11 protein-coding genes are annotated in these 12,591 nt (G+C 60.6%); 7 read left to right on the forward strand and 4 right to left on the reverse strand.

The annotated features are described in order from the left end of the window. Nucleotides 1–2: 2 nt before the first annotated feature. Nucleotides 3–1,034 carry an L-idonate 5-dehydrogenase gene (locus tag CFI11_RS23650; protein ID WP_130410188.1) on the reverse strand — a complete coding sequence of 344 codons (1,032 nt, stop codon included), beginning with the start codon at nucleotides 1,032–1,034 and terminating at the stop codon, nucleotides 3–5. A 143-nt stretch (nucleotides 1,035–1,177) separates the two neighbouring features. On the opposite strand from CFI11_RS23650, the gene CFI11_RS23655 reads away from it, so the two are divergent. The 7 genes from CFI11_RS23655 (at nucleotide 1,178) to CFI11_RS23685 (ending at nucleotide 9,042) form a co-directional block, all read left to right on the forward strand. After that, nucleotides 1,178–1,945 carry an SDR family oxidoreductase gene (locus CFI11_RS23655; RefSeq protein ID WP_130410189.1) on the forward strand — a complete coding sequence of 256 codons (768 nt, stop codon included), beginning with the start codon at nucleotides 1,178–1,180 and terminating at the stop codon, nucleotides 1,943–1,945. A gap of 9 nt (nucleotides 1,946–1,954) precedes the next feature. Then, complete coding sequence (locus CFI11_RS23660) at nucleotides 1,955–2,842, forward strand: NAD(P)-dependent oxidoreductase (RefSeq protein ID WP_130410190.1); 888 nt, start codon at nucleotides 1,955–1,957, stop codon at nucleotides 2,840–2,842. 264 nt (nucleotides 2,843–3,106) lie between these two features. Continuing rightward, complete coding sequence (locus CFI11_RS23665) at nucleotides 3,107–3,901, forward strand: hypothetical protein (protein WP_130410191.1); 795 nt, start codon at nucleotides 3,107–3,109, stop codon at nucleotides 3,899–3,901. A 351-nt stretch (nucleotides 3,902–4,252) separates the two neighbouring features. Next, nucleotides 4,253–5,608 carry a formimidoylglutamate deiminase gene (locus tag CFI11_RS23670; protein ID WP_130410192.1) on the forward strand — a complete coding sequence of 452 codons (1,356 nt, stop codon included), beginning with the start codon at nucleotides 4,253–4,255 and terminating at the stop codon, nucleotides 5,606–5,608. Next, nucleotides 5,605–6,294 (forward strand): UTRA domain-containing protein, encoded by a 690-nt coding sequence (locus tag CFI11_RS23675; protein WP_130410193.1) that lies wholly within the window; start codon nucleotides 5,605–5,607, stop codon nucleotides 6,292–6,294. Before CFI11_RS23670 ends, CFI11_RS23675 begins: the two co-directional genes overlap by 4 nt. Before the next feature lie 56 nt (nucleotides 6,295–6,350). Then, on the forward strand, nucleotides 6,351–7,463 hold the full coding sequence (locus tag CFI11_RS23680) for a CaiB/BaiF CoA-transferase family protein (protein ID WP_130410194.1): 1,113 nt from the start codon (nucleotides 6,351–6,353) through the stop codon (nucleotides 7,461–7,463). Nucleotides 7,464–7,557: 94 nt separating this feature from the next. Next, nucleotides 7,558–9,042, forward strand: coding sequence for an ABC transporter substrate-binding protein (locus CFI11_RS23685; RefSeq protein WP_130410195.1), 1,485 nt, complete (start codon nucleotides 7,558–7,560; stop codon nucleotides 9,040–9,042). A 239-nt stretch (nucleotides 9,043–9,281) separates the two neighbouring features. On the opposite strand, the gene CFI11_RS23690 is transcribed toward CFI11_RS23685, so the two are convergent. From CFI11_RS23690 to CFI11_RS23700, 3 genes are all read right to left on the reverse strand, one after another. Then, entirely contained in the window at nucleotides 9,282–9,848 is a 567-nt protein-coding gene (locus tag CFI11_RS23690; protein WP_130410196.1) for a DUF2087 domain-containing protein, read from the reverse strand. Between the two features lie 293 nt (nucleotides 9,849–10,141). After that, the gene (gene ppsR / locus CFI11_RS23695; protein WP_130410197.1) at nucleotides 10,142–11,560 is read right to left on the reverse strand and encodes a transcriptional regulator PpsR; all 1,419 of its coding nucleotides are present in this window, start codon (nucleotides 11,558–11,560) and stop codon (nucleotides 10,142–10,144) included. After that, on the reverse strand, nucleotides 11,557–12,351 hold the full coding sequence (locus tag CFI11_RS23700) for a cobalamin-dependent protein (protein ID WP_130410198.1): 795 nt from the start codon (nucleotides 12,349–12,351) through the stop codon (nucleotides 11,557–11,559). Before CFI11_RS23700 ends, ppsR begins: the two co-directional genes overlap by 4 nt. Nucleotides 12,352–12,591: the final 240 nt, after the last annotated feature.

The raw sequence follows: 12,591 nt of genomic DNA on the forward strand, positions 1-12,591 counted from the left end.
GATCAGCCGAACCGGATCTGAGCCTTGATTGCCTGAGACCTGTCGGATGCCATCTGAAACGCTGGCACCGCATCTTTCATGTCGAAGCTGTGCGTGATCAGAGGGCTCACATCTATAAACCCCTTTCGCATCATCTCGACAGCCAACGGGAACTCTGCGTGGAACCGAAAGGAGCCGCGTATCTCAAGTTCTTTTGCCGTCATCGCCTGCATCGGCAGGGTCATATCGCCCCCCAATCCAAGCTGAACGATCACGCCGCCCGGGCGCATCGCCGGCACTGCGCTGGCCAGAGCGGCGGCAGCCCCACTGCATTCGAAAAGAACGTCAAAATGACCCCTGTCAGCCTGAAACGCGCTCAAGGGGTCTGATGCCTCGGCTACATTCACGGCCAGGTCGGCACCAATCTCGCGGGCCTTTTGCAAGGTGAAAGGTGTAAGGTCCGTCGCCACCACCTCTGCCGCACCAGCGGCACGCGCCACCAGGATCACAAGCAGGCCGATCGGGCCGCATCCAGTCACGAGCACCCGCTTGCCCATGATATCACCCGCCTGCTTGGCGGCATGCAGACAGACCGACAGCGGCTCCGCCATCGCCGCTTCACCAGCACTGAGGCCCTCGGCGGGCACGCATTGGGTCGCATCCGCCACCAGTTTTTCGCGAAACGCCCCCTGGATATGCGGGAAGGGCATGGCCGAGCCGTAAAAGCGCATGTTCAGACAATGATTGTGCTGACCCGCATGGCAGAACCTGCAGGACTGACAGGGCCTGGACGGAGAGATTGCAACCAGCTGCCCCTCCTCCAGGCCGGTGACGTCGGCGCCCACCCGGTCAACGTGGCCGGACACTTCGTGACCCAGGATCATGGGCTGACGCAGCCGGACAGTGCCAAACCCACCATGCTGAAAATAATGCAGGTCCGACCCGCAGATGCCGCCCGCCGCTACTGACACGAGAACCTCACCGGGGCCGGGATCGGCATGTTCGTGATCCTCGATCCTGAGATCCTTCGCGGCGTGGATAACGATGGCTTTCATGGATTGTCTTTCGATTCTGGGCTTATCCGCGCGCTGGGATTTGCGCATATTTCTTTAGGCCACAGCGCGATGTGACCGATAACACTTGACGCTGTTTGTTATCGGTAACATAAAGCCGTGGCAAGCGGAAACAGGGGGTATGGATGAGCGTGGCACTTTTTTCACTGCAGGGCAAACGCGCGCTGGTCACGGGATCTTCTCAAGGGATCGGCCTGGCCCTCGCGCGGGGTTTGGCAGACGCGGACGCGGACGTCGTCTTGAACGGACGGGATAAAGGCAAGCTGGCGACGGCAGCCGATCTACTCCGCGACAGCGGCGCGAAGGTGGAAACGCTGGCGTTCGACGCAACCGATCCCAATGCCGTCCGGGATGCGGTCGATTACTTCGAGGCGCAGAGCGGACCGATCGACATCCTTGTGAACAATGCAGGCATGCAACATCGTGCCCCTCTCGAAGACTTTCCCGCGGATGCGTTTGAGAAGCTTCTTCAGACGAATATCGCCTCGGTCTTCCACGTTGGACAGGCCTGTGCCCGTCACATGATCGGACGGGGACGCGGTAAGATCATCAACATCGCCTCCGTTCAAACCGCCCTGGCGCGGCCAGGCATCGCACCCTACACGGCAACGAAAGGCGCCGTGGCGAACCTGACCAAAGGTATGGCCACCGACTGGGCGCACCACGGGTTGCAATGTAATGCCATTGCTCCGGGATATTTCGAAACACCGTTGAATGCGGCGCTGGTCGCGGACCCGGCCTTTACCGAGTGGCTGGAAAAACGCACGCCCGCCGGACGATGGGGCAAGGTGGAAGAGCTGGTGGGGGCGTGTGTGTTCCTGTCTTCCGATGCGTCAAGCTTTGTGAACGGCCACACGCTGTTTGTCGATGGTGGCATCACCGCATCCCTTTAGGAGATTGATATGACCGAGACTGTGGCATTGATCGGCGCCGGAGCGATGGGCGGCGCCATCGGAGAGCGTCTGCTTGAAACCGGCAATCAACTGACGGTGTTTGATCTCGACACCGACCGGGTCAAAGCCCTGGTGGAAAAGGGCGCCAAGGCTGCATCCTCTGCCGCCAAGGCCGCTGAGGCCAGTGATTTCGTGATCACCAGCCTGAACTCCGCCAATATCGTCGAACGCGCCGCTTTCGGACCTGACGGCATTGCCGATGGGGCAAAAACTGGCACATTGATCATCGACATGTCGTCCATTGACCCGGTGACGACCCGGGCCCTGGCCACCAAGGCACAGGAAAGGGGCCTAAGATGGGTCGACTGCCCGCTTTCAGGCGGCGCCCCAAAGGCGCTGATCGGGGAGCTGACGCTGATGGCCGGCGGCACGGAGGACGACGTCGCGCAGGCGCACCGCGTCTTGCGGCACGTCGCAGTTAACTACACTCATATGGGCCCTGCTGGTGCGGGCCAAACCACGAAACTGATCAATCAGGTGCTGTGCGGTCTTGGGTTTCTCGCCGTGGCCGAGGCGACCCAGCTTGCCCAAGATGCCGGGGTGGACGCGACGCGGATCCCCATCGCGCTGAAGGGGGGTCGTGCGGACAGCGCCTTGCTGCAGGAATACATGCCGCGATTTGCCACCAAGGACTATCGCCGCACGGGTCGGATCGACAACATGGTAAAGGACCTGAACGCCGTTCAGGACCTGGCCCGTGACACGGGCACTTCAATGCCCATGACCGCGCTCTGCGCCGAGATCCACAGGATGCTGACAGCCGCCGGGCTTGGCGGCGAAGATCAGGCCGCCGTCATGGAATTCTTTTCAGGCGCAGGCAGGGAGTTGCCGAATTAGTGGCGTCGCAGCCATATTATACATAACACCTATTACCGCAATCTGGCCCGTGGGGTGAAATTTAGGTGATGTCCTGCAAAACAGACTCATGCTTTGGGCCCCAAAATCGGGTTCTTCATCCCTATCAAGTCACCGCTTCATTCCACAAACCAGACATCGAAGGCATGCCAGTAGATGACCGCTCTGTGGGACACGTTGACTTTCGCTGCGTTTCTGCAAATGACTGCTTTCGAAGTAATTGGCTTCTTCGATAAATGAACTGCCATGACGCCATTTCCGTATGATGACCCTGTCTGGGACGAGGCTCCGCACTGCTACGGGATTGGCGCGAATGTGCTTTTGGCGGAACTAGAGAAGGATTGGAGTGACGATGCAGCCGACTACCTCTTTTTCTCAGCGCTGCTGCATCAAGGGACGACCTATCCTGCCAGTTACCTAGCTATCCCGCATTTGTTGCGTCTCGCCGAACACCTGACAGGCGAACCGCGGCTTATGATCGTGAATCTATTGGGCGGTTTGGCGCTGGCAGGGCAGCAACCTGCCCATTCCGATTACTCTGGCGTTTCCTGCACCCCCGGCAGTCCATGGTTGGAAACTCCGATTGGCCATGCTGCAGCGAAAGAATTCGAAAAGAGCCTGCCCAAAATTGGAGCATTAACCATCGAGGCTTATAAGGTGCGTCCGTCTCACTACTTCGCGTCTGGTTTGGCCGCCGCCAAGTGTGAGATCGACTTTGCGACCTGGCTGACCTTCGGAGAGAACGGCGGCTTCCAATGCCCAACCTGTGACGGCGACCATGAATGGTGGTTGCTTGATGGTAAATTGGGCATCTACAGGAACGAGGATGTCTTTGGTACCGGGGCCGATTGGCTCGACGACTACGACCATAGGTCGTTCGAGCACGCCGATAGTGTCGCCAAGCCTCGAACTGAACCCTCACAGATTTCAGCTTTGAGAGCAGAGCTTGGCTCACTCGACCCGATTACTGAAGGTCTTGTCAAGAATTACAAATCCACTGTTGCCTGCGCCCATTGTGCTTGGGTCGGGGAACACCCGTAGGCAAATCCCCTTTCAACATCTCAGACCCCAAGACAGCCATTCGAGGCTGCCGCAGCACCCATCAACTTGGGCTCAGACCGGACGTCAGCCGCACAGTGGCAAGACGTGCGCGCCCTGCTTCAGTGTCATCAATTGGAATGCTGGCGAGCTGAATTCGTTTATGTGCCAAGTCTCACAACTTGGAGAACTCAACACGTCCTACACCGGATCGCGGCGTTTTCCGTAGAGGCGCAGATAACGCCGTTGATTGGCACTTTGTGCACGACCAAAGTCGCCGCTGCGGTAAAAACGGGTATCTTTGCGGCGGACAGAGAATATGTATAAACATATTCCGAAAACAAAGGCCGCCACATGACCTGCATTCACGCCCGTATCGCCTTGTTGCCGACAGGCTGGGCCAAAGATGTGAACGTATTTCTGGAAAACCAGCACATCACGTCGGTTGCAGTCGGGGATGCGCCGCAGGGTCATCCGGTTGACCTGCTCCTCCCCGCGCCGGCAAACCTGCACAGTCATGCCTTTCAGCGCGCAATGGCGGGGTTGACGGAACGGCGCGGGCCCGGAGGGTCCGACAGCTTCTGGACATGGCGCGACCTGATGTACAGGTTCCTCGATCACCTCACGCCAGAGGATGTCGGCGCGATCGCGGCCTATGTGCAGATGGAGATGGCAGAGGCCGGGTTCGCTGCGGTGGGTGAGTTTCATTACCTCCATCACGCGGTCGGCGGCATGCGCTATGACGACATCGCCGAGATGGCGGGTCGGATTGTCGAGGCCGCGGACCAAAGCGGGCTTGGCCTGACTTTACTGCCAGTCCTCTATCAGCGCGGGGGATGCGATGGCCGACCTCTTGGGCCCGGACAAGACCGGTTCGGCAACACCCCTGACGGCTTTGCCAAGCTGCACGAAGCTGCGCAGACGCACATCGCGCGACTGCCCGAAGATGCGGTACTTGGCGTCGCCCCCCATTCCCTGCGCGCTGTGGATGCCGAAGGATTGGCACTGGCCCAGCAGATCCGGGGGCCGGTTCACATCCACCTTGCCGAACAGCAGGCCGAAGTGGACGAGGTTCAAACCGTGCTGGGCGCCAGACCTGTCGAGTGGCTTCTAGAAAATGCCGAGGTGGGTCCGCGTTGGTGTCCGATCCACTGTACCCAAATGACGCCGGCCGAAACCACGGCCCTTGCGCAAAGCGGCGCGGTCGCCGGCCTCTGCCCCATTACCGAGGCCAATCTGGGGGACGGTCTTTTTGATGGGGCGCGGTACATGGGGGCGGGCGGGCAGGTTGGCACCGGCTCGGACAGCAATATTCGCATCGACCTGTTCGAAGAACTCAGACTGCTCGAATACGGACAGCGCTTGCGCGATCAGGGGCGCGCCATCCTGGCCACCCAAACATTGGGAACGGGACGGTATCTGTGGCAGGCGGTCTGCACAGGCGGCGCGCAGGCCTGCGGGCGACAGGCCGGAGAGATAACGCCCGGCGCGCTTGCCGATCTGGTGGGGATCCAACGTTCCCATCCCGATCTCGCCAGTGCGTCGGACGACGCGCTGCTCGACACCCTGATTTTCGCCCCGCCAAAGGACGCGATCACCGATCTGTGGTCTGCTGGCCGCCATATCGTGCGGGACGGCCGGCACATTCGGCGCGACGCGATACGCGCCCGCTATCGCGAAACCACAGGCAGGTTGAGGGCAGCGCTATGACGCAAAGCTGGCAGGCGATCCGCGCCGAAGCCGAACGCCGCATGAGCGTTGGAGAGTGGCGGCCCGGCGATTTCATCCCCTCAGAGGCGGATCTTGCGACCGAATTTCGATGCTCCCGCGCGACCGTGAACCGCGCGCTTCAATCCCTTGCCGCCGACGGCCTGTTGGAGCGGCGGCGGCGCGCTGGCACAAAGGTGGCCTCCCTCCCGGTCAAACATGCGGCGTTTCGCGTGCCGCTTCTGCGCGCGGAGATCGAAGAAACCGGCGCGCGCTACCGCCATATGCTGCTGGATCAGCGGACAGAGCCCGCGAACCTGGAAGTGCAGCGGCGGATGCGGCTGACCGAAGCCCGTGATCTTCTGCACCTCAAGACCCTGCATCTGGCGGATGATCAGCCCTACTGCCTTGAAGATCGCTGGATCAATCCGACCGCCCTGCCCGGCCTGCACCAGATCGATTTCGCCGCGATGTCGGCTAATGAGGTTCTGTTGCGACAGGTCCCCCTCTCGACCGGAGAGATGGTGCTGTCTGCCACAGCCGCCACCGCCGAAGATGCGGAGAGGCTGGGCACAACAGCCGGCGCCGCCCTTTTTGAGCTGCAGCGCAGCACCTGGGATGGGGACCGGCCTGTGACTGCGGTGCGCCTGCTTTTCCCCCCCGGATACAGGATGCGCAGCGCGGTGTGATCGCGCTTGACCTCGCCCGACGGTCGCCAGAACCTGCACCGCGGGAGGATCGCGACATGCTGGACCGGAATGGACCGCTGAAAGGCCTGCGGGTGGTGGAGATGGCAGGGCTCGGCCCCGCGCCCTTCGGTTGCATGATGCTCGCCGATATGGGGGCAGAGGTGATGCGTATTGCGCGCCCGGGTCAGGGCCCGCTCTTTGGGCTGGAGCAAAAGCATAACCTCTACGACCGCTCGCGCCGCTCTTTGGTGCTGGATCTGCGCCAGCCCGAAGATCACGCACAAGCCGTGGAGCTGATCGACCGGGCCGAGGTTCTGGTCGAAGGCTATCGTCCGGGCGTGATGGAGCGGCTGGACCTCGGACCAGAGGAGATGCGTGCGCGCAACCCGGCCTTGGTCTACGCACGGATGACCGGCTGGGGTCAGGACGGCCCGCTTAAGAATCGTGCGGGGCATGATCTGACCTATATGGCGATCACCGGGACGCTCTGGTCCATCGGCCCCGCAGGCACCCCGCCCCCGCCGCCGCAGAACATCATCGCCGATCTGGCGGGCGGCGGCATGATGCTTGTGGCAGGCGTTCTGGCCGCGGTTCTGTCGGCGCGGCAAAGCGGTCAGGGTCAGGTCGTCGATGTGGCGATGTCGGACGGCGCGGCCTTGATGATGGTGATGCAATACGGTCTGAAAGCCGGAGGCGCCTGGAATGACGCCATGCGCGGCGGCAATCTGCTGAATGGCGGATCGGCCTGGTATCAATGCTATGAGACGCAATGCGGCGGCTATGTCGCCCTTGGCGCGATCGAACCGCAATTCTTTGCAACACTTCTGGATCATATCGGCCAGTCCGATAATCCGGTCTTTGGCAAGCAATACGACCCTGCCGCCCAGGCGCCCATGCAGGCAGCCTTGCGCGAGATGTTCCTTACGAAATCGCGTGAGGAGTGGGCCCAAATTCTGGAAGAGGTCGATGCCTGCTGCGCGCCGGTCCTGTCGATGACCGAAGCGCCGGACCATCCGCATAACCGCGCGCGCGGCACGTTTGTCGAAACCGACGGCATCCTGCAGCCCGGCCCCTGCCCCCGCTTTTCGGGCACCCCAACCGATCCGCCGACCCATGGCGATGCAGGCCATGTGACAGCACAGGAGGTGCTTGCACGCTGGGGCGGATAACGATTTCCCCCCTTGTCTCAGGGCGCCTCTTTGCCAAAGATACCGGCCAATGGGCCGGGCATGGATGACATCGGCCACCGTCAGGGAGATCACGATGACACGACACTTCACGCGTCTCGCCACAGCGAGCGCCTTCGCGTTGATGGCCGGCATGACCGCGGTGCAGGCCAAGACCGATATCACCGTGGCCATGCAGCTTGAACCGCCGCATCTGGATCCGACAAGTGCCGCCGCAGGCGCCATCGACAGTGTGCTTTATTCCAATGTGTTCGAGGGGCTGACCCGCTTCATGGCGGATGGATCGGTCGTGCCGGGTCTGGCCGAAAGCTGGGAAATCTCGGATGACGGCACGGTCTATACGTTCAAACTGCGCGAGGGCGTGACCTTTCACGACGGCAGCGCGATGGACGGGGAGGACGTGAAATTCAGCCTCGACCGCGCGCGGGCGGAGGACAGCGTGAATGCGCAGAAACCTTTGTTCGAGGGGATCACCGATGTCACGGTCGTCGATCCGCTGACCGTGCAGGTCACGCTGGCCGAACCCAACGGCAATTTCCTTTTCAACATGGCATGGGGCGACGCGGTGATCGTGGCGCCCGAAAGCATCGAGGGGATCAAGCAGACCCCGGTGGGTACGGGCGCCTTCACCTTTGCCGAATGGGTGCAGGGAGACAGGATCGACCTGACGCGCAATGCAGATTATTGGGGTGAGGCGCCCGCGTTGGAAAATGTGACGTTCAAGTTCATCTCCGACCCCACCGCCGCCTTTGCCGCAGTGATGGCGGAGGATGTGGACGTCTTCACCGGTTTTCCCGCCCCGGAAAATCTGCCGCAATTCGAGGCCGATCCGCGCTTTCAGGTCCTTGTCGGCTCGACCGAGGGTGAAACGATCCTGAGCACCAACAACAAGCAGCCGCCATTCGACAATCTGAAGGTCCGTCAGGCGCTGGCCCATGCCATCGACCGGCAGGCGATCATCGACGGGGCGATGTTCGGCTATGGCACGCCCATCGGCACGCATTTCGCGCCGCACAATCCGGCCTATGTCGATCTGACCGGCCAATCCGCCTATGACCCGGACAAGGCCCGCGCGCTTCTGGCCGAAGCGGGCTTTGCCGACGGGTTCGAGACGACGCTGCACCTGCCGCCGCCCTCATATGCGCGGCGCGGGGGAGAAATCATCGCGGCGCAACTGGCGGAGGTGGGTATCCGCGCTCAGATCACCAATGTCGAATGGGCGCAGTGGCTTGAGACGGTCTTTCGCGGCAAGGATTTCGGTCTGACCATCGTCAGCCATACCGAGCCGATGGATATCGGGATCTACGCAAGGCCGGATTACTATTTCCAGTACGACAACCCGGAATTCCAGGACCTGATGACGACGCTCAACGGGACCACGGACCCGGAGGAGCGGACAGCGCTGATGCAGCAGGCCCAGACCATTATCGCGGATGACTATGTGAACGGCTATCTCTTCCAGCTTGCCAATCCGGTGGTGGCCAAGGCCGGCGTGCAGGGTCTTTGGGCCAATGCACCAACACAGGCGACGGATCTGACCGGGGTAAGCTGGGCAGAGTGACGCTCTTTTGGTGAACGTCCGGCATGGAAAGCGCCGCCCCACGGGGCGGCGCTTCGCCTTCGGCGACCGTATTTGGATCGAGAAGAAGACTGGACCTCAGCCCTTCTTTTTCTGCCGGGCCGCGAAACGGCCCCTCGTCGGCAAAGGTAAAATAGTGCCCGGTGCACTTCCGGCTGGCATTCGGAGCAGGACGTTTGGCATAAGCCGAGATCCGGACAGCACCGTGCAAGCAAGTGCCGCTAGGCATCCCGCGTGGGCGCCTTCAACAGACGGGCCCGCCGCCGCATGCTCAGCACCTGGATAACGGCCTTCGCATCAGCTGTGGGTTTCTGTTCGATCCTCACGTAATCCGTGCCGTCCGTCTTTCGGGACATCAAGCCGCAGGAAATCATCGTGCGCCGCAATGTTGCCGCGTCCTGGAACAGATGTTCCTTTGCGAGATGTGCGTTGATGTCCTTCTCTTTGAGGACCGCATTGGCGGGCAATGTCGCCCAAAGCCCCCAAAGTGCAAGGTTCTGGACGGCGCGCTTGGCGGGCCATTGCCGCAATCGCCCGCCTTCATCGAATTGGTAAAGCGTGCGTTCCACCAAACGGGCATCCGCGGGCGGCTCATCCTGTCGTGTGGCCATACGCATCTCTGCCGCCGAGGCGGATCGCATGTGCTGCACATTCTGATACCCCGCCGCACGGGCAATCATGTTCATCAGGGTCAGATGAGAGGGCCGCTGCGGGCCGAGCTGCTTTGCCAGTGCCCGTGTGAAAACGGTCAGATCCTCAGCGTGCAAGGGAATGGGTGTTTTTGTCATGATGCATCCAGGTCGGGCGCGGTGCTGGTTCGCCGGTCACTGACTTCACGAAACGACGCCCTACTCAATGCGATGTGGGATTTCGTCTTATGGCAGGTTTAGCCCTCCGAAAGGAGCAGTGACGCCTGGGTGTCTGCCGACCGTCTTCTGGATAAGACAAGCCAGGGTTTTTCGCAACAGCGCCGTGCTTGGCTGAACGATCCGCTTGCTGGGCGCAGCCGTATAGGTGGCCTCGACCGCATCAAGACATGCTGCGTGTTTGAAGCAATAAGGGCCCTGCGCGGGATCGCCCTTTAGCGATCCTTTTCCTTGTTCAGAAGGCCGTATTTGCGCAACTTCACATAAAGGCTTTGACGCGACAGCCCCAGCATATCCGCCGCGGCGACGCGGTTGTTGCGCGTCAGGTTCACCGCCGTTTCGATACACATCTTTTCGACCACATCCGTGGTCTCCGACACGATCTCCTTCAGGGTGGCCGAGCCCACCAGCTCCATCACGTTGCGGCTGGCCTCGTCCGGGCCGGGGGCCGCGTTCTGGCGCACCGCTTCGACACGGCTGACATCGCGGATGATGAAGGCGATGGCGGGATGGGCCGCATCGCTGAGATAGGTCGTCGAAATCTCCGCCGAGAGCTTGGACCCGAAATCGTTCACCAGCTTGGTAGAGTAGATCCGCATCTGCCCGCCACGCTTTGAATTCTCGATCAGCATGCTGAGATCGATCTGTCCGCGGCTGAGGAAATCCCCCAGGCTGCGCCCGCGCACATCGGCCAGATGCGCCGCGTCGATCAACTCAAGGAAACTGTCATTGGCCGACGCGATCACGCCCTTTTCGTCGGTAAAGAGCAACGCATCGCTGCTGTCGCGGTAAAGCGATGACATATTCGTCGTCAACTGATCGTCGACCGCCTGATCCGCGCCTTCCGCTTCGATCCGGCAGATGACCACCCGCTCTCCGGCGGCGCGGAACACCGATGGTGTGACTTTCACCGATCGGCGCCCGTTCTGGGTTTGCAACAGGATAAATCCGTCTTTGTCAGCCATGGAGGCGTTCAAAAGGCTCTCCATCAGTTCGCCGGATCCACGATCATGCACCGCCTGAGACAGAAGCGACCCGGTCAGTTGATCCTTGCTGCCGCCTAGAAGCACTGCAGCCGGATCGTTGATGTCGCGGATCCGTCCGTCCCGGACCGATACGAACAGAATCGCATCTCGGGTGCTGGCCAGCAACACGCGATAGCGCGCGTCGAATTCCCGGCGCGCTTCATACCCCTTTTCCAGCGCAATCTGCGCCTGGACCAACTGCTGCTGCGTTTCGGCAATCGGGCGCAGGTCCCGGCCCAGCATCAGCACCGTGTCTTCCTTGCCGATGCGGTGGAACGTATAGCGAATCGGGAATTCCCAGGCCGCATTGTCGGTATGGTTCAGCTCAAGCTGTTTCTTGAGGTCCGAGCCCGACAGAAAGACCGCATGCGCGTCCTTGAACTTGGGCACGCTTTCATCCGACAGGAACTCTTCGATCTGGCGCCCTTCCCAATGGTCCAGATTTCCATAGCTTTCGTCATGCGCATTCAGAAGCACCGACAGGATCTTTTGATCAGACGATACGACCAACGCGACATCGGAGGCGGCTGCGATGATGCTGCTGAGGGTTTCCGGCTCGACCAATGGAACAGCTCCGCTGCTCCAGAACGTGGAGCCGCGGGTATTCATCTCACCGCCTGCTTCGGGCTCAGTATCGAACGTTGCTCGCAATAGGTGACCACCGTCTCTACATCCTGAGCTACCAGATCGACACCCGTCAGCCTTTGGACATTCGCAATATAGTTAAGAACGATCCCGCCCAAGGCAAATACCGGACGGCGGGACAGCCGTAGTCTCGTTTGTTTAACAATTTGACCAATAGAATCAAGGGCACCGGCTTTCGAACAACTGAACATCACCGCATCGAAGGATCCGCTTGCACAATGCGCGACAACTTCGTCTTCTTTTTCACCGCACATGACGTCAACACTGGCACCCCTTCGGCGCAACTGGGCCGCCGCGACGAACCCGCCCAATGTATGCTGATCGCTTTCGGGAATCACCATCAGCACGTGCAGGGGAACATCCGAGATCGGGCAAAGCGACGTGTCCGAATAGGCCACTTCTGTCAAAAGGCTCTGAAGACGCACCGTTGCGATCGTGACATCGGCAAAACCAAGCTCGCTTGCCACCCATTTCTCTCCGATCCGACGGGCCGAGACCGGGATGTAGTCGTTTATGATCGCATCGTCACCAAGGTGAAATCCTCTCAGCTCCTCCAGCATATCGGTCGCGTTGAAGGGGCCACGGGCCACGATTCGCTTGTCGAGAAGACTACTTATATAGGGCCTCACCGCGCCCCGCTGACTTTCGGCCTGTCTTGCGCTCAGCACCGACACGACCTGCATCGCCAAATCGCCCACAGCCGACAGTGATGGGGGCTGTTCCGGTGCTCCTCCACTCAGACATTCATGTGTCATCGTCTCATCCCTGGCAAAGCGCAGCAGCTGCGCGAACCGCAGACTAACGCTGAATCACTGCGCGTGTCCTAGTGTCAGCTTCTGATGGCGAAATGTCAAAGTAAATTGACAGTTCTGCCGCCCAAGCCGTGCAGAATTGCATGAGAACCAGCACAATCCATCGCAGCACGCTCATTTTCTGTTATTTTTCAGGCATATGATCGTGTTAATTGCTCGTGACGCATTCCAATTTTAGAGTGT

Origin of the sequence: Thalassococcus sp. S3 (assembly GCF_004216475.1) — a bacterium.
In the GTDB taxonomy this organism is placed as follows: domain Bacteria; phylum Pseudomonadota; class Alphaproteobacteria; order Rhodobacterales; family Rhodobacteraceae.